21 protein-coding genes and 1 rRNA gene are annotated in these 23635 nt (G+C 55.9%); 11 read left to right on the plus strand and 11 right to left on the minus strand.

What is annotated here, in order from left to right; genetic code table 11:
- Window positions 1-488: 488 nt before the first annotated feature.
- From M516_RS23975 to rpmH, 11 genes are all read right to left on the minus strand, one after another.
- Entirely contained in the window at window positions 489-1034 is a 546-nt protein-coding gene (locus M516_RS23975) for an MgtC/SapB family protein (protein ID WP_035290225.1), read from the minus strand.
- Between the two features lie 386 nt (window positions 1035-1420).
- On the minus strand, window positions 1421-2137 hold the full coding sequence (gene rsmG, locus M516_RS0119260) for a 16S rRNA (guanine(527)-N(7))-methyltransferase RsmG (protein WP_029100566.1): 717 nt from the start codon (window positions 2135-2137) through the stop codon (window positions 1421-1423).
- A gap of 12 nt (window positions 2138-2149) precedes the next feature.
- On the minus strand, window positions 2150-4045 hold the full coding sequence (gene mnmG, locus M516_RS0119265; RefSeq protein WP_029100567.1) for a tRNA uridine-5-carboxymethylaminomethyl(34) synthesis enzyme MnmG: 1896 nt from the start codon (window positions 4043-4045) through the stop codon (window positions 2150-2152).
- A gap of 45 nt (window positions 4046-4090) precedes the next feature.
- Entirely contained in the window at window positions 4091-5467 is a 1377-nt protein-coding gene (gene mnmE, locus M516_RS0119270; RefSeq protein WP_029100568.1) for a tRNA uridine-5-carboxymethylaminomethyl(34) synthesis GTPase MnmE, read from the minus strand.
- A 347-nt stretch (window positions 5468-5814) separates the two neighbouring features.
- Complete coding sequence (locus M516_RS26200) at window positions 5815-5940, minus strand: hypothetical protein (RefSeq protein WP_255309723.1); 126 nt, start codon at window positions 5938-5940, stop codon at window positions 5815-5817.
- 23 nt (window positions 5941-5963) lie between these two features.
- A complete protein-coding gene (locus M516_RS0119275; RefSeq protein ID WP_029100569.1) occupies window positions 5964-7214 on the minus strand; it encodes a helix-turn-helix domain-containing protein in 1251 nt (416 codons plus the stop codon).
- A gap of 294 nt (window positions 7215-7508) precedes the next feature.
- A complete protein-coding gene (gene jag / locus M516_RS0119280) occupies window positions 7509-8138 on the minus strand; it encodes an RNA-binding cell elongation regulator Jag/EloR (RefSeq protein WP_029100570.1) in 630 nt (209 codons plus the stop codon).
- Complete coding sequence (yidC, locus tag M516_RS0119285) at window positions 8135-8893, minus strand: membrane protein insertase YidC (RefSeq protein WP_029100571.1); 759 nt, start codon at window positions 8891-8893, stop codon at window positions 8135-8137. The genes jag and yidC overlap by 4 nt, the downstream gene beginning before the upstream one ends.
- Before the next feature lie 42 nt (window positions 8894-8935).
- Window positions 8936-9160, minus strand: coding sequence for a membrane protein insertion efficiency factor YidD (gene yidD, locus M516_RS0119290; protein ID WP_035290332.1), 225 nt, complete (start codon window positions 9158-9160; stop codon window positions 8936-8938).
- Window positions 9161-9167: 7 nt separating this feature from the next.
- Window positions 9168-9536 (minus strand): ribonuclease P protein component, encoded by a 369-nt coding sequence (rnpA, locus tag M516_RS0119295; RefSeq protein WP_029100573.1) that lies wholly within the window; start codon window positions 9534-9536, stop codon window positions 9168-9170.
- Window positions 9537-10031: 495 nt separating this feature from the next.
- Entirely contained in the window at window positions 10032-10166 is a 135-nt protein-coding gene (rpmH, locus tag M516_RS24985) for a 50S ribosomal protein L34 (RefSeq protein WP_081656608.1), read from the minus strand.
- 565 nt (window positions 10167-10731) lie between these two features.
- On the opposite strand from rpmH, the gene dnaA reads away from it, so the two are divergent.
- The 11 genes from dnaA to M516_RS0119355 all read left to right on the plus strand — a co-directional run.
- Window positions 10732-12093: a chromosomal replication initiator protein DnaA gene (gene dnaA, locus M516_RS0119300; RefSeq protein WP_029100574.1), complete on the plus strand. Its 1362-nt coding sequence runs from the start codon at window positions 10732-10734 to the stop codon at window positions 12091-12093.
- 214 nt (window positions 12094-12307) lie between these two features.
- A complete protein-coding gene (gene dnaN / locus M516_RS0119305; protein WP_029100575.1) occupies window positions 12308-13447 on the plus strand; it encodes a DNA polymerase III subunit beta in 1140 nt (379 codons plus the stop codon).
- A 27-nt stretch (window positions 13448-13474) separates the two neighbouring features.
- A complete protein-coding gene (gene yaaA / locus M516_RS0119310; RefSeq protein ID WP_029100576.1) occupies window positions 13475-13690 on the plus strand; it encodes a S4 domain-containing protein YaaA in 216 nt (71 codons plus the stop codon).
- Window positions 13691-13706: 16 nt separating this feature from the next.
- Window positions 13707-14825: a DNA replication/repair protein RecF gene (gene recF, locus M516_RS0119315; protein WP_029100577.1), complete on the plus strand. Its 1119-nt coding sequence runs from the start codon at window positions 13707-13709 to the stop codon at window positions 14823-14825.
- 12 nt (window positions 14826-14837) lie between these two features.
- Complete coding sequence (remB, locus tag M516_RS0119320; RefSeq protein WP_029100578.1) at window positions 14838-15122, plus strand: extracellular matrix regulator RemB; 285 nt, start codon at window positions 14838-14840, stop codon at window positions 15120-15122.
- A complete protein-coding gene (gene gyrB / locus M516_RS0119325; protein ID WP_029100579.1) occupies window positions 15122-17047 on the plus strand; it encodes a DNA topoisomerase (ATP-hydrolyzing) subunit B in 1926 nt (641 codons plus the stop codon). Before remB ends, gyrB begins: the two co-directional genes overlap by 1 nt.
- 227 nt (window positions 17048-17274) lie before the next feature.
- On the plus strand, window positions 17275-18462 hold the full coding sequence (locus M516_RS0119330) for an MFS transporter (protein WP_029100580.1): 1188 nt from the start codon (window positions 17275-17277) through the stop codon (window positions 18460-18462).
- Window positions 18463-18562: 100 nt separating this feature from the next.
- Window positions 18563-19105: a YdbC family protein gene (locus tag M516_RS24460; protein ID WP_051188305.1), complete on the plus strand. Its 543-nt coding sequence runs from the start codon at window positions 18563-18565 to the stop codon at window positions 19103-19105.
- A gap of 105 nt (window positions 19106-19210) precedes the next feature.
- Entirely contained in the window at window positions 19211-21715 is a 2505-nt protein-coding gene (gene gyrA, locus M516_RS0119340) for a DNA gyrase subunit A (protein WP_029100581.1), read from the plus strand.
- Between the two features lie 156 nt (window positions 21716-21871).
- Window positions 21872-22975: an HD-GYP domain-containing protein gene (locus M516_RS0119345; RefSeq protein ID WP_081656610.1), complete on the plus strand. Its 1104-nt coding sequence runs from the start codon at window positions 21872-21874 to the stop codon at window positions 22973-22975.
- A 451-nt stretch (window positions 22976-23426) separates the two neighbouring features.
- Window positions 23427-23635: ribosomal RNA gene (locus M516_RS0119355) — 16S ribosomal RNA — on the plus strand; the annotation flags it as partial.

Consider the following 23635-nt stretch of genomic DNA (forward strand, 5'->3'; position numbering starts at 1 on the left):
CCGCTCCGGCCCTTCCAGGGAAAACATGCCCCTCTCCCTGACACCACGTCGATGATGAGCTGTGTATATTCCAGTATGCGAATGGGGCGGCGCTCATATAAAGGGCGTCTCGCCGATTTCTCCTCTGCTGATTTTCCCATCCCCTTTTTCGCTGCTGGATGGGATTCCTTTTTTCGCCTTCTCGTTAGGACGTTGGGCGTAGAGTCGACTGCTTTGCGTGGCATCCATTCCCTCTTCTCATGACCATCGCCGCTGTCCGCCGCCTTTTCGCGAAACAAGCCGAGCAGCAGCAACCACGTTAAACAACCGATACCTCCTGAGAGCGTCTGTCAGTACGTGCTGGTCGACATGCCGTGAGCCGCTTGATCAGACGCTCTTGTGGCAGCCATCGATTCATCTCTCACTGATCTGTCAGCCGAGCGGCCCAATTCGGCAATCTCTCCCCTTCAACGCGTCTTTCTTTCGCCCCCGCTGTTTCACGTGAAACATCAATAATTGTCATGCCTGTTTCCGTCTCGCTCCTGCTGTCCAAAATCATAATCGTCGTCTCCCGGCTCCTGCTGGTTTCGGAAGTTGAACAGATGGGGGAACAAACGGTGAAAATCAAGCGTAAGATAGGCGAAAAACGCCGCAACGATCGCCGTGATATACATGCCGGCGCTGAACATCAAACCGATGGCCGAGGCCACCCACATGCCTGCCGCCGTAGTCAACCCTTTTACCGTACCGTTAAACTTGATGATCGCCCCCGCGCCCAAAAAGCCCATCCCGGTAACCACCTGGGCAGCCACGCGGCCGGGATCGTTGTTTACGCCACTGCTCGAAAAGCCGTAGATGGAAGCCAGTCCAAACAGGCAAGAACCGAAGCAGACGAGACTGTACGTGCGGAAACCGGCTCCCCGCTGCCGATTGGCCCCTCTGATGAAACGCTCCCGCTCCAATCCCATAATGGCGCCGGTCACAAACGCCAAAAACAGTCGAAGCAAAATCGTAGGCAGTTCCGGTGGGAAAAATGTCGCATGAATCGTATTCATTTCCCTCTCATCCTCCCGTTCATGCTATCGTCTCTTGCGGAAAAGACCGCCTTCTTTGAAGGTATGCGGACAAAGCCGCAATTATCAATGAGCGGCTGTCCGCTGCGGAAAGCTTCTCTGGCAGCTCACTCGGCAAAACATGTTCTTCTCCAGTGGAAGCGGAGGCGATTCCGGTTGTTCCGACGCAGTCACAGGAAGTTTTTCCATCGGAAACAGTCGGAACAGCCGGCCACCAAACAGTTTCGGCAGATTCTTCGCCACGCGTTTGTCGATGGGGGAACGCTCAAACGTTCCTCCCTGCCAAAAAAGGGCCACAGCGTTGTGCCATAGCCCTCCTGGTCTCCAAAAACGTCGGGATCCCGCAGCCGCCCCGCTGCAGTCTGCTTCTACAGCAGCGGTTTTTTGGCAGGGGTGCCCGGCTTGCGCGGATAACCTTTCGGGGTGGCGTCCACTTTTTCGATGATGACGATGTTGCGCTCCCCCGCTTCCTCCACCAGTTGAAACGTCTCCACTTTTTTCGTCTTGCCGCCCAGGGTCTTGATCGCCTTTTTCGCCTCGTTCAGTTCCGGCGAGATGTCGGCTCCCTTCAACGCGATGAAGTGGCCGCCGACGCGGGCGAACGGCAGACAATACTCGGCCAACACGTTCAGACGGGCGACCGCTCGGGCCACCACGAGATCGAACGACTCCCGATACGCCGCTTCCTGTCCGCGCTCCTCCGCCCGGCCGTGGACCGGATACACGCCGTCCAGACCGAGTTCGGCGGCGACGTGATTCAAAAAGGTCATCCGTTTGTTCAGCGAGTCAATGATGGTCATATTGAGATGAGGGAAGCAGATTTTCAACGGGATGCTGGGAAATCCCGCCCCCCCGCCGATGTCTGCCACCGACTCCACCTGATCAAAGGAAAAGTAGAAGGCAGGTGTAATCGAGTCGTAAAAATGCTTCACGTACACCTGTCCTTCTTCCGTAATCGCAGTCAGGTTCATTTTTTCATTCCACTCCACCAGCAGGCGGTAATACCCGTCAAACTGCTCCAACTGGCGGGCGGACAGCACGATGCCTTTGGCTGCCAGCGCCTCGGCAAATTGCTCTTTGTTCATGCCCTCGTCTCCTTACTCGGCCGTTCTCACGCGATTGTACTGCTCCAGATACACCATCAATACGGAGATGTCTGCCGGGTTTACGCCGGAGATGCGGGATGCCTGCCCGATGTTCAGCGGGCGGATTTTGCTCATTTTTTCCCGCGCTTCTTTGGACATGCCGGCGATCTGATGGTAGTCGATGTCGTCCGGAATGCGGCGCTCCTCCATCTTCTTCATCCGTTCCACCTGCTGCAGCGACTTGCGGATGTAGCCGTCGTACTTGATTTGAATCTCCACCTGCTCGGCCACCTCTTCCGGCACCGGTTCCGGAGCCGGCACCATTTGGATGATGTGCTGGTAGGTAATCTCCGGACGGCGGAGCAGTTGGGCCAGGTCGATCACTTCCGTCAATTCCGGCGAACCGGCCGCGCGCAGCACTTCCTGCACGTGCGGCATGTCCGGACGGACGCGGGTGTTCATCACCCGTTCCTTTTCCTTCTCGATCAGTTCCCGCTTGCGGCAGAACTTGCGATAGCGCTCTTCGCTGATCAGGCCGATCTCGTAGCCGATGTCGGTCAGGCGCAGGTCGGCGTTGTCGTGACGCAGCAGCAGCCGGTATTCCGCCCGGGAAGTGAGCAGCCGGTACGGTTCGTTGGTTCCTTTGGTCACCAGGTCGTCGATCAACACCCCGATGTACGCCTGCTCCCGGCCCAAAATGACCGGCGGCTTGCCCTGTACTTTTCGCGCGGCGTTAATCCCGGCCATCAAGCCTTGGCCGGCTGCCTCTTCATAGCCGGACGTACCGTTGATCTGACCGGCGGTGAACAGCCCTTCCACCAGTTTGGTTTCCAACGACGGCCAAAGCTGTGTCGGCACAATCGCGTCGTACTCGATGGCGTAGCCCGGCCGCATCATTTTCACGTTTTCCAGGCCGGCCATGGAACGCAGCATGGCCAACTGCACGTCCTCCGGCAAGCTGGTGGACATCCCCTGCACGTACATCTCTTCAGTGTGACGCCCCTCCGGCTCCAAGAACACCTGATGGCGCGGCTTGTCGCTGAAACGCACCACCTTGTCCTCGATGGACGGACAATAGCGCGGCCCCGTTCCCTCGATGATGCCGGAGTACATCGGCGCGCGGTGCAGGTTGCTGTTGATCGTCCGGTGCGTTTCTTCATTGGTATAGGTCAGCCAGCACGGCAGTTGATCCATGATAAACTCCGTGGTCTCGTACGAAAACGCGCGCGGCACGTCGTCGCCCGGCTGAATCTCCATCTTGGAGAAATCGACGCTGCTCTTGTGCACGCGCGGCGGCGTCCCGGTCTTGAAGCGAACCATCTCAAAGCCCAATTCCTTCAAATTATAGGCGAGACGGATGGACGGCCGCATGTTGTTCGGGCCGCTTTCGTACTGGAGATCGCCCAGAATGATTTTCCCGCGCAGATACGTCCCGGTGGTCAGCACAACCGCTTTCGCCGAATAGCGGGCTCCCGTCTGCGTAATCACCCCTTCGCAGACGCCGTTGTTGACGATCAGCTCCTCCACCATCGCCTGACGCAGGATCAGGTTGGGGGTCTGCTCGATCGTGTGTTTCATTTGATGCTGATAGGCAAACTTGTCCGCCTGCGCGCGCAGGGCGTGGACAGCCGGTCCTTTTCCCGTGTTCAGCATCCGCATCTGAATGTGCGTTTTGTCTGTATTTTTGCCCATCTCTCCGCCCAGGGCGTCGATTTCGCGGACAACATGCCCCTTGGCCGGCCCGCCGACAGACGGGTTGCACGGCATGAAGGCGACCGCATCCAGGTTAATGGTCAAAAGCAGTGTGCTGCACCCCATGCGCGCCGCCGCCAACGCCGCCTCGCAGCCGGCATGACCCGCCCCAATCACAATGACGTCAAACGATCCCGCTTCGTAGGTTGCGTTCATGGTTCTCCTCCTTTATGTCCAGTATGGGCGCAATCTCTTGTTTTGTCACTTGCCCAGACAAAACTGGGAGAAAATCTGGTCGATCAAATCTTCGCCCACACTCTCTCCGATCACTTCGCCGAGCAGTTCCCACGCCTTTTTGATGTCGATCTGCACCATGTCAATCGGCATCAGGTTGTCGATGCCGCTGATCGCATCGTCGACGGCCCGTTCCGCCTGGCGCAGCAGTTGAATATGACGGGCGTTGCTCACGTAGGTCAGGTCGTCTTGCTGTACGCGGCCGCTGAAAAAGAGATCGGCAATCGCCCGCTCGAGCTGGTCGATGCCCGTCTCCTCCCTGGCCGACGTCAGGATGAGCGGCCGGTTGGGGAAGTGCCGTCTGACTTCGTCCAGGTCGATGCGCTGCGGCAGGTCGACCTTGTTGACGATGACGATCACCTGGAATCCTTTGGCCGCGTCAAAAATGGCGTAGTCGTCAGGCGTGAGCGGCTCGTTGTAGTTGAGCACCAGCAGCACGAGATCGGCTTCCTGCAGCAGCTGCCGCGATTTTTCCACGCCGATCTTTTCCACGATATCCTCCGTCTCGCGAATGCCGGCCGTATCGATCAAGCGCAGCGGCACGCCGCGCACATTCACGTATTCCTCGATGACGTCCCGGGTCGTGCCCGCCACGTCGGTGACGATCGCCTTTTCCTCCTGCACCAGGCTGTTCAAGAGCGACGATTTGCCGACATTGGGCCGGCCGATGATGGCCGTGGACAGCCCCTCGCGCAGGATCTTCCCCTGCCGGGCCGTCTGCAGCAGCCGGCCGATCTCCTCTTTGACCTCTGTGCATTTTTCGCGCAAAAAGTTCTGCGTTACCTCTTCCACATCGTGCTCCGGATAGTCCAGCGTCACCTCGATGTGGGCCATGGCTTCGATCAGGTTTTGCCGCAGCTTGCGGATCAGGCGGGACAGTTTCCCCTCCACCTGGTTGAGCGCCACTTTCATCGCCTTGTCCGTCTTGGCGCGGATCAGGTCAATCACCGCCTCGGCCTGGGACAGATCGATGCGTCCGTTCAAAAACGCGCGCTTCGTAAACTCCCCGGGCTCCGCCAGGCGAGCGCCGTTGTCCAGAATCAGCTCCAGCACCCGTTCGACGGACACGATCCCGCCGTGGCAGTTCACCTCCACCACGTCCTCCCGCGTAAACGTCCGCGGCGCACGCATCACCGAGACCAGCACTTCTTCCACCCGCTCGCCGGTCTGTGGATCGTACAGATGTCCGTAATGAATGGTGTGGCTTTCCACAGTGGACAACTTCCGCTTGCCCCGATATATCTTATCCACAACTTCGATTGCGTCCGGGCCGCTGACGCGAATCACCGCAATCCCGCCCTCCCCCATGGGGGTCGCAACCGCCGCGATGGTGTCAAATTCCACGCTGTTTCACCTCAAGCTTTCCACTGACGAATCAGTACTAACTTCTTAGCATAGCAGAACCACCTGAAAAAATCCAAGCACGAAACGCTTCGATCGACCCTTTTCGATGAAGCAGCGTTATCCACAGCGGAGCATGCAGTGTTCCCGTTCAAAACGTGAGATTCCCTGTCCGGCACGTTATCCACAGTATGGTCGTTTGAAAAGGGATCCAATCGCACTATCCACAGTCATGGCGCACCGGGTTTCCTCCGGATCAACTTCATGGATTTGAGTAAACAAAAAAAGCCCCCCCTAACGAGAATATCCATTCTCATTAGAAGGGGGGTTGTACCTACATTTGCGTAACGTTACCAATCGATATCGGCATCATTTACAACAATAACTGCTTTTCCATTTTGGTTCGGCAGTGTTGAAGGCACGGTAAATGCGAAAAGTAGAGCAGCAGTGCAGATAATGGAAAAAAACTCTTTCACAGGTTATACCTCCCTTATACTTTTTATTCATTATGACAGATATTTTCAATTAATTCCATAACTTCAAACGATAAGTTTTTCTCGTTTTTTCGATGGTAGGCCAAGAGGAGACAAATGCACTCGGTTACTTTTTTGAAAGCCCCTAGCTGTCGATAATAAGAAATACTTTGAAGTATGCTATGCAGCCCTTCGTCAACCAGTCCAACTGCAAACTGACACAAGCCTTTTCGCTTATAATACCTGGCTGCCTGTTTAATCCTATTTGGGTGGCTGATGTAACCAGAAGGCACAAACTCTCCTTCTGACTCAATCAGTTCATGTATCAGATCGTTTCTACCGGTCTCCAGGTACACTTCCAAAAGATCACTTGCAATGGAAATACGGCTGTTGTGGTCAGCCTCATCAAGACACTTTTTATAGAGACTGATCGCTTCGTCGTGTTGTCCCTTTTTGGCGTGAAGAAGCGCTCGCAGGTGTTTTTTACGAAAGTCCGCATATTCGCTGTTTTCATACTGTTTTAAGTAAAACTCGGCAAGAACCAAATCACCCAGTCGCAAGTATGAATTCACAATCGCAATTAGCGCAGAGGCTTTCTGTTTGTTGTCCGTTTGGTCTTCAAGTATTCCTTTTCTACACAACTCTATACATTCGTTATAATACCCCAAGATTGAAGCATGTCCACCAATTCGATAATAAAAAGTAATGCGCTCAATCGGTTGTAAGGAATCCAAGTAGTGCAACAGTTCCTTTCCTCTGCGGTACGTTTCTTCAAAGTTGCAAAAATCATCACGTTCTAGTAAGTACCGCTCATAAAGCCCCTTCGCCAAGTAATAGGGAATTCCATGCTTTCTGGTATATTCAATGAGCACATCGTACAATACCAGTTTAATGCCCTGATCGTCCGTACCATTTGCCGTTTGGAAAAGGTGGTCCAGAGCAAGAAATGTATCCATTCTGGGCGTGTCCAGCAATTTTTGGGCCGCTTTTTCGATAACGGTTTTGTTTTTGTGGGCTATGGCTTCTTGGAGCAGGAACTTTAATGTTTCCGCCCGTTCTGTTACATCCAGATACGTACTGATTACCAATCCGTAGGGAATATTCAATGTGCTTCCGATCTTTTTCCAGGTGGCAAATCCAGGCCGTTTCGTTTCCCCGGATTCAATCCGAGACAGGACGCTTTTGCTGACGCCTGACCGCTCCGCCAGTTCGCTTAATGTGATATTTTCCTGATGCCTGTACCTGAGAAGCACATCTGCAAAGTCTCCAAACCCCATGGCAGAAGCCCCCTACCTAAAACTTTAGGAATTTTCACTTTTCCTTATGATTAGAATACCACAAAATTTTTTTGATGGTAATCGTTTCCTTGGATATGCCCATGATTTTTGTGAGCTTATTCCCATAACTAGCAAGAAAAGTTCTTCGCTTTCCATATCGTTTATCATCATAATTTTACTAATGTTTCACACAAAAGAAAATGAAAAGGGAGCCGCAGCGAATGGAAAACAAGCCGATTCCGCTTCCATGCGGTCTGCATCCATGACGTCCCTGCCGGGCATAAAAAAAGAAGCCTACCTGGAGGCTTCTTTGGGCGCGATCACGATGCAGCGATTGGGTTCGTCCCCTTCGCTGTAGGTGACCACATCCGCACGTTTTTGCAAAAACGAGTGAATCACTTTCCGTTCCGCGGCCGACATCGGTTCCAGCCGGACGGAGCGCTTGGTGGCGACAGCCTTTTTGGCCACCCGCTCGGCCAGCTGCTCCAGCGTTTCCTTGCGGCGCGTGCGGTAGTTTTCAGCATCGAGAATGATGCGGACGTGTTTGTCCGCGTGGCGGTTTGCTACGACATTTACGAGATACTGTAGTGAGTCTAAGGTCTGTCCCCTGCGGCCGATAATGATCCCCAGGTTGGTCCCCTGTATGTCAAACAGGATGCCGTCTTCCACGGGGCGCGTTTCCACTCGGGCGTCCACGTTCATGTTGGCCAGCACATCCTGCAGAAACGCGAGGCCCTGATCCACCGGATCGACATTGACCTCCACTTCCACCTTGGCGTCCCGCGAACCAATCAGCCCGAACAACCCCCTGCTCGGCTCCTCCAGGACGCGCACGCTCACCTTGTCACGTGTGACGCCCAGTTCTTCCAAGGCCTTTCGCACAGCATCGTCAATGGTCTTTGCCGCAGCTACCACCTTTTTCACTTGGAGGTTCCCTCCTTAGGACGCGGCGCTTTGTTTGTGTCGCGATACAGGAAATACGTCTGCACGATCGTAAACAGGTTGCCGTACACCCAGTACAGGGACAGCGCCGACGGCAGCGTTACGGCGATCGCCAGAATCATCAGCGGCATCATGATCGTCATCAACTGCATCTGCGGATTGTTCTGCACCGCCGATCCCATCATCTTGGACTGCAGGTACGTGGTAATCGCCGCCACGATCGGCAGGATGTAGTACGGGTCCTTTTCCCCCAGCGACATCCACAGGAAGGTGTGGTTCTTGATTTCTTCCGTCCGGATAATCGCGTGGTAAAACGCGATCAGAATCGGCATCTGCACCAGCAGCGGCAGGCAGCCGGCCAGCGGATTCACGTTGTTCTTCTGGAACAGCACAAGCGTTTCCTGCTGGGCCTTTTGCGGATCGTTTTTATACTTCTCGCGGATTTTTTGCAGTTCCGGCTGAAGCTCCTGCATTTTCTTGGAACTCTTGATCTGCTTGACCATCAGCGGCAGCACGAGCAGGCGGATGATGATGGTGGCCACCAAAATCCCCAAACCGTAACTGCCCCCCAGTACCACCGCGCTCTCTTTGATGAGCCAGGACAGCGGCCAGACGAAATACTTGTCCCATATGCCGGTGGCGTCCGGACCGATCGGCGCAGCGGCCTGAGGGTTGCAGCCCGACAGGATCAGTACCAGCAGGGCCAGCATGGATATGCTGAGGATGCGTCTTCTCAAAGGATGGTCCTCCTTTTCCCTGATTCGGTTGTTCACGATTGATTACGAATTGCGTTGATCCGGCACAGGATCGAATCCGCCCGGATGAAACGGGTGGCACTTCAACAGGCGGCGCAGGGCCAACCAGCCCCCCTTCCACGCCCCGAACCGGCGAATGGCCTCGATCGCGTAGTGCGAACAGGTGGGCGCAAACCGGCATGTAGGCGGTTTCAACGGGGACAGAAACAGTTGGTATCCGCGTATCAGCCATACCATTATGCGCGCCATCACCGTTTCACCCTCTTTTTTGGTTATGTACGGGTGTCTGTCTGATCACCTTGGCTCGTTTCATCACGTGCAGGAGCGATTGTTCGATCGCGTCCAGCGTCATCGCTTCCACGCCGGGTCGAGCGATGATGACCAGATCCACGTCCGGCGGGATGACGCCTTCCAATCGGCCCACCGCCTCGCGGATCAACCGCTTGACCCGGTTCCGGATCACGGCGTTGCCGATTTTTTTGCTGACGGAAATCCCGGCGCGAAACGCGGCTTGTCCCTCCTGTTTGGCGCAATACAGGACAAACTGCTTGTTTGCCGCCGAGCTCCCCTTTTGAAACACTGCTTGGAAGTGCTCGTTTTTTCTGAGCCGATGCGAACGATGCAAGGTAAACAACCCCTAACATCATAATTATAGTAGAAAACGTATGCAGCATCTACCAGTATATCCTGGTTTCGTCCACTTTTTTCCCCCGTCCGACCGATCCTCCCGCACGCGCGCGGATGATTCCGGTCCGGCACTCGCGCAGATACACCGTCCGGCGAGGCTAAGAAAAAAGCCGGTCCCATCCCTCTCGCGTTCCAATGTCCTTCCTCCTCCTTGCCGTTCCCCGCATTCGTAAAACGAGACCTTCTTCTATATAGAAACGAACGCAATCGCAAAAGGTTTCGAATCTGCGGCAAGAACGCCCGCCCGGTTGTCCCTACGCGCTCTTCCCTCTCGGCCGCACTAGCGGTGAGCCGGGCGAGCGCGTTCTCTCCGGGCAGTCCCTCTCAAGGAGCGGCGCCAATCGGCGCCTGCTGCGGACACAAGTCCTGCGGTCAGGTGATGTCCCGACTGATATCCATCACATACAGCAAAAAAGGCCACTGTAGCTGTGGCCTATGCGGAAAGCACTTTTCTACCTTTACGACGACGGGCTGCCAAGACCTTACGGCCGTTTTTCGTGCTCATGCGCTTGCGGAACCCGTGGTCCTTTTTGCGTTTGCGATTATTTGGATTAAACGTTGGTTTCATTCCCTATACACCTCCGTCCTCAAAAGGCATTCTTTCGCATTATAAGGAGATTTGCCTAAAAAGTCAAGCGGACCCGGCAGCGCCATCCAAGGAAAAATATCCCCACAAAACTATTTCCCGTCTTGTGGATATCATTTTATCCACACTCGCACATTTCGACAAGGTTATCTACAGCTTGTACACAAAATATAGGGGTGTGAATATGTGCCCAACACCAGTGGTTGTGTTTGTGGATAAGTGCGAAAAAACCATTGATACCATGCCTTTTATCTGTTATTATGTTTTTGTTTTGGAACGTGCATAACTCCATTGGGATAATCAGATTTTCCACAGTGTGTGGATAAGTTTGTGGACAGCTTTCCTCAGTTGTGAATGATTGTATTCACAATGATGCGGATAACCGTCTACTTTTTTTCGCTTCTCTGAGCGAAATCCCTTTTTTTCGACTTTTTTTATCCACAGTCGACACGCTGTAATCGTGTTGAAAATTCGTCCTGTTGGTCATCCGCCATTCCGATCATTTTCATTCATTCCATAATCGTTTGCCCGAAAGGAGGGATTCTGGTTGGATGCAGCGATTAGCGAGCTCTGGCGAAAGGTGCTGGCCAAGATAGAAAAATCGCTCAGCAAACCAAGTTTTGATACCTGGCTCAAGGCGACCAAAGCAACCACACTGGAGGAGGACGCGCTGATCGTCATGGCGCCCAACGACTTCGCCAGGGACTGGCTGGAAACCCGCTACTCTCAATTGATCACCGATACACTCTATGAGGTGACCGGCGTAAATATGAAAGTAAAGTTCGTCGTCCAGCAAAATACGGACGGCGCCTTTGCCGAAGAGCAGCCGGCGCCCCGTGTGAAAGTGTCCGCTCCTCCAGCCAACGCCGATGACCAGCCCCCCAGCATCCTGAATCCCAAGTACACGTTTGACACGTTCGTCATCGGTTCCGGAAACCGGTTTGCCCACGCTGCATCGCTCGCCGTGGCGGAAGCGCCGGCCAAGGCGTACAACCCGCTGTTCATCTACGGAGGAGTCGGACTGGGGAAGACTCACTTGATGCACGCCATCGGCCATTACGTGATTCAGCACAATCCCTCGGCCAAAGTGGTGTATCTGTCGTCGGAAAAGTTCACCAATGAATTCATCAACTCGATCCGAGACAACAAGACCGTCGATTTTCGCAACAAATACCGCAGCGTAGACGTGCTGTTGATCGACGACATCCAGTTTTTGGCAGGCAAGGAGCAGACGCAGGAAGAGTTCTTCCATACGTTTAACGCGCTGCACGAGGAAAGCAAGCAGATTGTCATCTCCTCCGACCGGCCGCCGAAAGAGATCCCCACGCTGGAGGATCGCCTCCGCTCCCGCTTCGAATGGGGACTGATCACGGACATCCAGCCGCCTGATCTGGAGACGCGGATTGCCATCCTGCGCAAAAAGGCCAAAGCGGAAAACCTGGACATCCCCAACGAAGTCATGATCTACATCGCCAACCAGATCGACAGCAACATCCGCGAGCTGGAAGGCGCACTGATTCGTGTCGTGGCGTACTCGTCCCTGATCAACCGCGACATCGACACCCACCTGGCGGCGGAAGCGCTGAAAGACATCATTCCGTCTTCCCGTCCGCGGGTGATCACGATCATGGACATCCAGCGCGCGGTCGGCGAGGCGTTCAACCTCAAGCTGGAAGACTTCAAGGCGAAAAAGAGGACCAAATCGGTAGCGTTTCCACGGCAGATCGCGATGTATCTGTCCCGCGAGCTGACGGACGCGTCGCTGCCCAAAATCGGCGACGAGTTTGGCGGCCGCGACCATACGACGGTCATTCACGCGCACGAAAAGATCTCCCGGGCGCTCGCGACCGATCCGCAGCTCCAGGCGACGATCCAATCGTTGATCGAAAAGCTGAAAGCCAACCACTAACCTGTGAATTGTGAATAACGCCAAAAGCCTATACACAACTTACCCACATGTGTATAGGCTATCTTTTACGTCAGAAATGGGGATATCCACAAACCCACAGGGCCTAGTACTACTTCTGTTAAAAAAGATAGATCCTAATAGGATATGAAAGAGAAGCGGGCATTATGCACAGCGGCCCAAAACGAGATGGCAGGAAAAAGGGAGGTTTACGGTGATGCACATTACCGTTCAACGCGAAAAACTGGTTAACGCCGTTTCGCACGTCAGCAAGGCGGTATCCAGCCGAACGACGATTCCGATCCTGACCGGGATCAAGATGAAAGCGGATGAAGAGGGACTAACGCTGACCGCCAGTGATTCCGACGTCTCCATCGAAGTGCTCATACCCACGGAGGAAGGAGACGAATGGGGGGTAACCGTTCACCAGCCGGGAAGCATCGTGCTGACCGCGCGCATTTTCAGCGAAATCGTACGGAAACTGCCGAGCAACGAAATTCAGATCCAGGTGGATGACCGCCTGGTGACGCAAATCCGGTCCGGCCAAGCGGAATTCACGATCAACGGGATGGACGCGAACGAATTTCCACAGCTGCCGCAGTTGGAAGAGGACAAGGTGTTCAGCGTGCCGGGCGATTTGCTGAAAGCGATGATTCGCCAGACCGTGTTTGCCGTGTCCACGTCCGAAATGCGGCCGATTCTCACCGGGTTGATGTGGTCGCTGGACCGCGGCCAACTGAAATTCGTCGCGACCGACAGCCACCGCCTGGCCAGCCGCACGGCGATGGTGGAGTGCCCGGAAGAGCTTTCCTTCCACAATGTGGTCGTACCGGGTAAAAGCTGCAACGAATTGGTCAAAATATTGGATGAAGACCAACATCCGGTCGACATCGTCGTAGCCGACAATCAGATTCTGGTGAAGTCGAAGCACATTTTGTTCTACTCCCGTCTGCTGGAAGGGACGTATCCGGACACGACCCGGATCATCCCGCAGGGCAGCAAGACGGAAATCACGGTCGGCACAAAGGAATTCCTGCAGTCGATCGAGCGCGCTTCCCTGTTGAGCCGCGAGGGCAAATCCAACGTGGTGCGCCTCGTGACACTGCCGGACGGCAGCGTGGAGATCACCTCCAACGCGCCGGAGATCGGGAAGGTGACGGAGATCGTCGTGCCCAAGTCGCTCAACGGCGAGGAGCTGAAAATCTCCTTTAACGCCAAGTACATGATCGACGCGCTTCGCTCCATCGACAGCAGCGAAATCAAAGCCAGCTTTACCGGCCCGATGAGCCCGTTTGTCATCCGTCCGACCGACCATGACTGGATGCTTCACCTGATCCTGCCGGTCCGGACCTATTAGTAATTGGAAAAGGAAAGGAGCCCATCCATGCGAGAGGTGTCCATTCAAACCGAGTACATCGCCCTGGGCCAGTTCCTCAAGCTGGCCGACATTATTGACACCGGCGGGATGGCCAAAGCGTTTCTCGCCGAAGTGCCGATCCTGGTCAACGGCGAAGAGGAAAACCGGCGCGGCCGCAAGCTGTATCCCGGCGATGAGGTGACGGTCGAAGGGCACGGCCGGTTCAAAGTGGTGCGCCGCTGAGAGGAGAGCGTGATTCTTGTTTCTCAAGAACCTGTCGCTAACCCATTTTCGCAATTACGACGCGCTGTCCCTCACGTTTGACGGCCCCATTCAGCTGTTTATCGGCAACAACGCGCAAGGCAAGACCAACGTGTTGGAGTCCATCTACGTTCTCGCTCTGGCCAAATCCCACCGGACGCCCCGGGACAAGGAGCTGATTGCCTGGGATGCCGATTTTGCCGCCATCCGCAGCGACGTCGAGCGCCGCTACGGATCGGTCCGTCTGGAGCTGCAGTTGACCGCCAAGGGAAAACGGGCCAAAATCAACGGGATGGAACAGCAAAAATTAAGCGAATACGTCGGAGCACTCAACGTGGTCATGTTCGCCCCCGAAGATCTGGGAGTGGTCAAGGGGGCGCCTGCCCAACGGCGCCGGTTTATCGACATGGAAATCGGCCAGGTGTCTCCGACGTATCTGTACTATTTGAGCAATTACAACAAGGTGCTGGCCCAGCGCAATCAACTGCTGAAAGACATGGCGATGAAGAAAAGTAACTCGCTGGAAATGCTGGCAATTTGGAATACCCAATTGGCTGATTTAGCGGTAAAATTGTTACGGAAGCGTTTTGAGTTCATTCGGAAGCTGGAAACGTGGGCCCGAGCGATCCACGCCGGCATTACCGACGGCAAGGAAACGCTCTCTTTGCATTATGAGAACAGTTCGCCGGTGACGGAAGAGATGGCCGCGGAGCAGGCGGTAGAGGCGATGCTGGCCGCCTACGAAGAGGTGTTTGACCGGGAAATGGCGCGGGGCAGCACGCTGATCGGTCCGCACCGGGACGATTTCAGTCTGAAAGTGAACGGCATGGACGTACAGACGTACGGTTCCCAGGGACAGCAGCGGACCAGCGCGCTGTCGATCAAACTGGCCGAAATCGAGCTGATCAAGGAAGAAGTGGGCGAGTACCCCGTTCTTCTGTTGGATGACGTGCTGTCCGAATTGGATGAACATCGGCAGACGCTGCTGTTGGAAACCATACAGGATCGCGTTCAGACGTTTGTAAGCACCACGGGTGTGGAAGGCTTAAAACATCAGGTTCTCCAGCAAGCCTCGCGTTTTTACGTGCGGGAAGGGAAAATCTCCGGGGAAAGGTAGGGAGAACAGGTTATGTTTATACACATTGGTGGCGATACTGTGGTGAGCACCAAGGACGTGATTTCGATTCTCGACCATCAGTCTGTCAAATCGTCAAAAGTGAACCAGGCGTTTTTGCAAGCAAAGCGGAGCATGGTGGTGGACCAGGGTGTGGAGGAGACGAAATCGTACGTCATCACCAAGGATGCCGTATACTGTTCGCCCATATCTTCCCTGACGCTGAAGCGACGCGCTCAGTTCGTGGACAGCTTGGATCAGGTTCCCGTACAAGCTGAAGTGGAGGAGTTGACAGAGTAGTGGACCAAGTAACGACGAAGGATACGAATTACGACGCCAGCCAGATCCAGGTGCTGGAGGGCTTGGAGGCGGTGCGCAAGCGGCCCGGGATGTACATCGGGTCGACCAGCAGCCGCGGTCTGCACCATCTGGTGTGGGAGATTGTCGACAATTCCATCGACGAAGCGCTCGCCGGATACTGCGACAATATTGAAGTGGTGATTCATCCGGACAATTCCGTCTCCGTGACGGACAACGGCCGGGGGATTCCTACGGGCATCCACGAAAAGACCGGGAAATCGACCGTCGAGACGGTCCTGACCGTCCTGCACGCCGGGGGGAAATTCGGCGGCGGCGGGTACAAGGTGTCGGGCGGTCTGCACGGCGTGGGCAGCTCGGTGGTGAACGCGCTCTCCGAGTGGTTGGAAGTGGAAGTGAAACAGAACGGCAAGGTCCACTTCATGCGCTTTAACGTCGGGGTTCCGGAGGCGGATCTGGCGGTTGTCGGAGAAACCACTGAAACCGGCACCAAGGTCACCTTCAAACCTGACCCGACTATTTTTACCGAAACGACCGTATTTGATTACGAGGTGCTGCAGAAGCGCATCCGCGAGCTGGCCTTCCTGAACAAAGGGCTGCGCATCACGTTGAAAGACGAGCGGCCCGGCCAGGAGCGGGAAGAGACGTTCCACTACGAGGGCGGGATCGTGCAGTTTGTCGAGTACCTGAACAAGAACCGCGAACCGCTGCACGAAGAAGTCATTTACTGTGAAGGGGAAAAAGACGGGCTGCACGTAGAGGTCGCAATTCAGTACAACGACAGCTACGTCAGCAACATCTACTCCTTTGCCAACAACATCAACACGCACGAGGGCGGGACGCACGAGTCCGGCTTCAAGACGGCGCTCACCCGCGTCATCAACGACTACAGCCGCAAGTTCAACTTCCTGAAGGAAAAGGACCCCAACCTGTCCGGCGATGACGTGCGCGAAGGGATTACGGCGATCATTTCCGTGAAGATCCCGGAGCCGCAGTTTGAAGGGCAGACCAAGACGAAGCTGGGCAATTCCGAGGCGCGCAGCGTGACCGAGTCCGTGTTCGGCGACCGCTTTGCCACCTTCATGGAGGAAAATCCGTCGGTGGCCAAGCGGATCGTGGAAAAAGCGCTGATGGCGGCACGGGCGCGGGAAGCGGCGCGCAAGGCACGCGAGCTGACCCGGCGGAAAAGCGCGCTGGAGGTAAGTGCGCTGCCGGGCAAATTGGCCGACTGTTCGTCCAAGGACGCCTCCGAGTCCGAACTGTTCATCGTGGAGGGGGACTCCGCGGGCGGTTCGGCCAAGGCGGGACGCGATCGCCACTTCCAGGCGATCCTGCCGCTGCGCGGCAAGGTGTTGAACGTGGAGAAATCCCGTCTCGACAAGATTCTCGCCAACAATGAGATCCGCGCGATCATCACGGCGCTCGGCACGGGTGTTGGCGAAGATTTTGACATCTCCAAGGCCCGCTACCACAAAATCGTGATCATGACGGACGCGGACGTCGACGGTTCGCACATCCGGACGCTGCTCTTGACGCTGTTCTACCGCTACATGCGGCCGCTGATCGAGGCGGGCTACGTCTACATCGCCCAGCCGCCGCTGTACAGCATCAAGCAGGGCAAGCAGATCTACTACGCGTACAACGACAAGCAGCGGGACGAGATTCTGGCCACGCTAAAGAGCACGCCCAAACCGAGCATTCAGCGCTACAAGGGGTTGGGCGAGATGAACGCCGACCAGCTCTGGGAGACGACGATGGACCCCGAGGTGCGCACCCTGCTGCAGGTCAGTCTGGAAGACGCGATGGAAGCGGACATGGTCTTCGAAACCCTGATGGGCGACGATGTGGAGCCGCGCCGCGAGTTTATCGAGCAGTATGCCGCCACGGTGCGGGATTTGGACATTTGAGGGGACGGTTCCCCCATGCCGGATGGGTGCGGATGGAACCGGTCGTTTTTCAAGGAAGCGCATGCGTTTTCGCAACAAACCGGAAAAAGCTTGTCCCGAATGGGGCAGGCTTTTTTTATGGGGCGGAGACGACAGCGATGACGCCGCACTTCGTTTGTTGACATTTTTAAACTTACAAAATCATAATGTATAGGAAATGATATGTCCGACACGCTGGAGGGGAAACCATGAACCAAACGGAGCCGCTTTGGACGAAAGATTTCGTGCTGCTGGCGCTCTCCAATTTTTTTCTCTTCGTCGGGTTTCAGATGCTGATCCCGACGCTTCCGCTGTTTGTGACCGAACGGGGCGGGGACCAGTTGGCCGTCGGTCTGGTCGTCAGCCTGTTTACGGTGTCCGCCCTGCTCGTTCGGCCGTTTGCCGGGAAAGCGCTGGATTCGGTCGGACGGCGGCCGGTCTTGATGGTGGGGCTTGCCCTGTTTCTGCTGTGCGTGGCCGGCTATTACTGGATGGCGACGATCGCTCTCGTGCTGGGGCTTAGGTTTGTGCACGGCATTGGCTGGGGAATTGCCACGACTACGTACGGCACGATCGCTTCCGATCTGATCCCGGCTGCGCGGCGCGGGGAAGGCATGGGGTATTTCGGGATGTTCAGCAGCCTGGCGATGGCTCTGGGACCGTTGGTGGGGCTGTGGCTGGCGCAATCGTTCGGATTTGGCTGGCTGTTCGCGATCTCGTCCGTTTTGACCGCATTGGCCATGCTCCTGTCCAGACCGGTGAAAATGGCCGCCCCGGCCGGCGCGGGGCGGCGGCAGCCCGCGGCAAAACGGAGCGGACTGGTGGAGCGAAAAGCGCTGTTTCCGTCGCTCCTGGTGCTGTTTCTGGGGGTGACGTACGGCGGCATTGTCAGTTTTATCACCTTGTTTGGCCAGGAAGCGGGGATCGGCAATGTCGGCCTGTTCTTCCTGTTCAACGCGCTGTCGCTGATGCTGATTCGACCGGTTGCCGGGAAACTGTTTGACCGAAAAGGGCATGCCTGGGTACTGCTGCCCGGCGGCGTCGTGCTGGCTGCCGGTCTTCTGACGCTGTCGTACAGCACGACGTCTTTTGGGCTGATTGCAGCGGCCATCCTGTTTGGAAGCGGGTTTGGCGCGGTTCAGCCGTCGCTGCAGGCCTGGACCATCCACCGCGTGCCGCCCGACCGGCGCGGTGCGGCGAACGGCACCTTTTTTTCCGCATTCGACCTGGGGATCGGGGCGGGGGCGATGCTCCTGGGCGCAGTAGCCAAAGCAACCGGTTTTGCCCTGATGTATCGCTGCTCTGTCGTCGTGATTCTGCTCTATCTGATCATCTACCTGGCGTACGTGATCAGGGAGCGGCGTCGGCATTCCCGCCTGGAACCCGGTTCGTCCTGAGACGGTCCGGGTTTTTTGCTAGCACCGGTTTTATGAACAGGCGGCCGCCTGTTGGCGGTTGGCCGGTCTGACAGGACACAAAAGAAGCAGGGGGCGTGTCATGCTCATCAAATGGATTGCGTGTCAGGTGAGGGAGGGCCAAAAGCAGTCCTTTTCCCGGGGGCAGGAGCAGTGGAGAGCCGTCAGGGAGGTGGACGGCTTTCTCGGCCAGGCCGGCGGGTGGAATGTCAGCGACCCGGCTGAGGCGGTCATTCTCGCTTTTTGGCGGGACGAAGCCGCTTACCGTGCGTTTATGGCGAACCACCACGACCCGATTTTTGCCAAAACCAGGCAGCAGCAGACGTATGAGCGCATCCGCGTGGAGCTCTATGAACGCGTTCGCGACATGCCGGGAACGATGGAAAACGTGCTCGACGCGTTGGCGGTTGGGAAATGGCTGCGGCTGGAACGGCGGCCGGTTTTGCCGGAAGCGGACAGCCTGGCGGGTTGGACGGGGGCTGCCGCCGGTGTGGCGGGAAAAGCCGTGAAGGATGGCGGGCGTTTTCTCGTCGCGACGGTGTGGGATGCCGCCCAACCGGACCAGGAGGGGACATCCGGGGCGATCATCGCCGCGTTGGAGGATGCCTGGCTGGTGCTGCCGTGAGACCGGGGACTGGTGCCGCGATGCGTTTCGGAGAGATTTTGGACGTGACCTCTTTCTCTATGGTATAATAACGTATTGCGAAAACCAGTTGGAGGTTTACCCTTTATGGCAGAAGAAACAGCTCGGTTTCCCAAAGTCGATATTAGCCAGGAAATGAAAGAGTCGTTCATCAGCTATGCGATGAGCGTAATTGTCAGCCGGGCGTTGCCAGACGTCCGCGACGGGCTGAAGCCGGTTCACCGGCGTATTTTGTATGCCATGCACGACATGGGATTGACGCCGGACAAAGCGTTCCGGAAGTCGGCCAACGTCGTCGGTGAAGTAATGGCCAACTACCATCCGCACGGGGATTCTGCCATCTACGAAACGATGGTTCGGATGGCTCAGGACTTCAACATGCGCTACATGCTGGTCGAGGGGCAGGGCAACTTCGGTTCCGTGGACGGAGACCCGGCAGCGGCGATGCGGTACACCGAATCCCGCCTGTCCAAAATTGCTCTCGAACTGCTGCGCGATATCGATAAAGAGACAGTCAACTTTACACCCAACTACGACGGCCGGAAAGAAGAGCCGGTCGTGCTGCCGTCCCGTTTCCCCAATCTGCTGGTAAACGGTTCGGCGGGGATTGCCGTGGGCATGGCGACCAACATTCCGCCTCACAACCTGAGCGAAGTGATTGACGGCGTCGTGTCCATGATCGACAATCCGAACATAACGGTTCAGGAACTGATGAAGATCATCAAGGGGCCCGATTTTCCGACCGCCGGGGAAATCCTCGGCTACAGCGGCATTCGCCGGGCGTACGAAACGGGCCGCGGATCGATCATCATGCGGGCCAAAACGACGATCGAGGAAGACAAAGGGAAACCGCGCATCATCGTGACGGAAATTCCTTTCCAGGTCAACAAGGCCAAACTGATCGAAAAGATCGCCGAGCTGGTACGGGAAAAGAAAATCGACGGCATCACCGACCTGCGCGACGAGTCGGACCGCAAAGGGATGCGGATCGTCATCGAACTGCGCCGGGACGTGGTACCCAAAGTCGTATTGAACAACCTGTTCAAGCATACCCAGATGCAGAGCACCTTCGGGGTCAACATGCTCGCGCTGGTGGACAACCGTCCGCGCGTGCTGAATCTGCGGGACATGCTGTACTACTACCTCCAGCATCAACGGGAGATCGTCCGCAGACGGACCGAGTACGAGTTGAAGCAGGCGGAAGCCCGCGCCCACATCTTGGAAGGGCTGCGGATCGCGCTGGATCACATCGACGAGATCATCAGCCTGATCCGTGGATCGCAGACGGCGGAAGAGGCCCGCGACGGACTGATGTCCCGTTACGGATTGAGCTACGAGCAGGCCCAGGCGATTCTCGACATGCGCCTGCAGCGCCTGACCGGTTTGGAACGGGAAAAGATCGAGAACGAGTACCAGGAGCTGCTGGCGAAAATCGCCGAGCTGCGCTCCATTCTCGCCGATGAAGGCAAGATCTACGCGATCGTCCGCGAAGAGCTTCTGGAGATCAAGGAGAAGTTTGGCGACGAGCGCCGGACCGTCATCACGTTTGGCGAAGAGCACATCGAGGATGCCGATCTGATTCCGGAAGAAGACGTGGTCATCACGCTGACCCATGACGGCTACATCAAGCGACTGCCCGTCTCCACCTACCGTGCGCAGAAGCGGGGCGGCCGCGGTGTACAGGGCATCGGCACCAAGGACGACGACTTTGTCGAACACCTGTACATCACCAATTCGCACGACCACATCTTGTTCTTTACCAACAAGGGCAAGGTGTACCGCCTGATGGGGTACGAGATTCCGGACCTGAGCCGCACGGCCAAGGGCACTCCGGTGATCAACCTGATCCAGATCGAAAAAGGAGAGCGGGTCAACGCGGTCATCCCCGTCAAGGAACTGGGCGGAGACGCCTACCTATTCTTCGCCACGAAAAAGGGAATTATCAAACGGACGGAGCTGTCCGCGTTTGAGCATATCCGAAAAGGCGGCCTGTTTGCCGTCAACCTGCGGGAAGACGACGAGCTGATCGGCGTTCGCCTCACCGACGGCCACCAGGAGATCATCATGGGGACCCGCAACGGCATGTCCGTCCGCTTCAAGGAAAGCGACGTGCGGACGATGGGCCGGAGCGCGACCGGTGTCAAGGGCATTACCCTGGACGATGACGATGACGTGATCGATATGGACGTCGTGAAGCCAGGGGCGGAGGTGCTGATCGTCACGGCGAACGGCTACGGCAAGCGCACCCCGATTGACGAGTACCGCCTGCAGTCCCGCGGCGGCAAAGGCATCAAGACGCACAACGTCACGGAAAGAAGCGGACACGTTGTCGGATTGAAAGTGGTCGAACCGGAAGAAGACCTGATGATCATTACCACGTCCGGCATCATTATTCGCACCGAGATCAAAGGCATCTCGGTAATGGGCCGCTACACCCAGGGCGTCAAGCTGATTCGCCTCGCCGAAAACGAGCAGGTCGTCTCCGTGGCCAAAGTGCCGCCGAGCGACGACGACGAAGAGTCGGACGGCAGTCAAGAAGGGCAGCAGCCGGAAGCGGACCAGTCCGCCGGCGAACCTGAGGAGCAAGAATAACAAGTATGTTGATCGGATAAAAGGGAAGGTTGTTCCGCTGCAGTGGAACGCCTTCCTTTTTGCTTTATTCTGTGGGAATCTGATCATATTTTCCTATGATTTGGATTTCCGTTGTCATGAAATTGGGAAAAGAGTACTATAACAGTAACAATACTGATGCGGAGGGTGGGGACATTGCCCATCATACATGTGAAGAATGCAACAGTTGGAGTGAAGCTGGCAGAGGATGTAAACACGATGTTGGGTGGGTTGCTCTTTCCCAAAGGGACGGTTTTGTACGAGAGAGAATGGGAGATTCTCGAAGCGTTCATGATTGAGCAGGTGCATGTGGAGGAAGCCCATGCGGCCGGCGTCGAATGGTCGGACGATCAGCCGAATGAACCGCAGCCGGTCAGCGCACAGACCAGCAGGGAGAAGCAATCGTTTCAACAGTCGTTCAGCAAGGCGGTCGCCACTCTGAAAAATCTGATGGTCGGGGTGGAAGGGGGGCAGAACATTCCCGTCATGGAAGTGCGGGAAGTGGTCGCGCCGCTGCTCAGGCAGGTGCAGGATCAGCCGGAAATCCTGCTTTCCCTGAACAGCATGTCCCGCATTGACAGCTACGCCTACGAACATTCCATCGCGGTCGGTCTGATTTCGTACATGATTGCCAAATGGCTGAAGATGCCGGAAAAGGAATGGATGCAAATCGCGCTGGCCGGAACGCTTTTGGACGTGGGGAAAACCAGGATTGACCGCCGGATTCTGCAAAAACCGGGCAAACTGACGCCGGACGAGTTTGAAGAAATGAAAAAGCACACGGTGTACGGGTACCAGATTATCAAGGCGTCCACGGGCTTGAACGAAGGCGTGGCCCTGGCTGCCCTGCAGCATCACGAGCGGGAGGACGGTTCGGGGTATCCGCTGGGGTTGACGGGCAGCAAGCTGCATCCGTACAGCAAAATTGTGGCCGTAGCCGATGTCTATCATGCGATGTGTTCCGATCGCGTCTACCAAAAGGCGCTCTCTTCCTATCTGGTGGCGGAACAGCTCCTGCATGACAGCTTCGGCAAGCTGGATCCGCACATCGTGCATACGTTTGTAAACGGCATCACCCGTTTTGCTGTGGGAACGGTTGTGGAACTGAGCGATGGAACCATCGGCAAGGTGGTCTTTACCGACCGCAGCCAACCGACACGTCCCATGGTGGAAACGGGCGGGCGGATCATCAACTTGGCGGAATCGCGCCACTTGTCCATTGTCAAGGTGATAAAGTGTTAGACACTGAGGAACGGAGAGATCCGTTCCTTTGTTTGTGTGGCGGTCGAGTCGGAAGAAACCAGCCGTCCGATTCCCATGCGGGTCGATCTTGCGTGCTGGCCAGGCTGTAACAGAAAAGCTTGACGGAGCCATGTTTTCGGAGCCCGAGGCAGACGTTTTTATTAAGGACGAAAAAATTGATGTATTTATAAATTTTTCTATTGCGTTTATCCAGCAAACGTGTTACTATACTTCTTGTCGCTTCAAACGAGAGGCGAACACGCAAGAAATCAAGAACATCGATTGATAAAAAAACTCTTGACTTCTTGTGAGACACCTGATATAGTATTGAATTGTCGCCGCTGATGATTGGGCGGCTGACCAACTCGAAATGCTCCTTGAAAACTGAACAGCGAAAGCGTTGAACGAGCCTAGCAATTCTTTTTCTTGAAGCTAACGATTCAACTCAACTTTATTGGAGAGTTTGATCCTGGCTCAGGACGAACGCTGGCGGCGTGCCTAATACATGCAAGTCGAGCGGACCTGTTTGGAGCTTGCTTCAAACAGGTTAGCGGCGGACGGGTGAGTAACACGTAGGCAACCTGCCCGTAAGACCGGGATAACGTAGGGAAACTTACGCTAATACCGGATAGGGCACCTTCTCGCATGAGAGGGTGCGGA

It is taken from the genome of Brevibacillus thermoruber 423, from assembly GCF_000454065.1.
GTDB classification, from domain to species: domain Bacteria; phylum Bacillota; class Bacilli; order Brevibacillales; family Brevibacillaceae; genus Brevibacillus; species Brevibacillus thermoruber.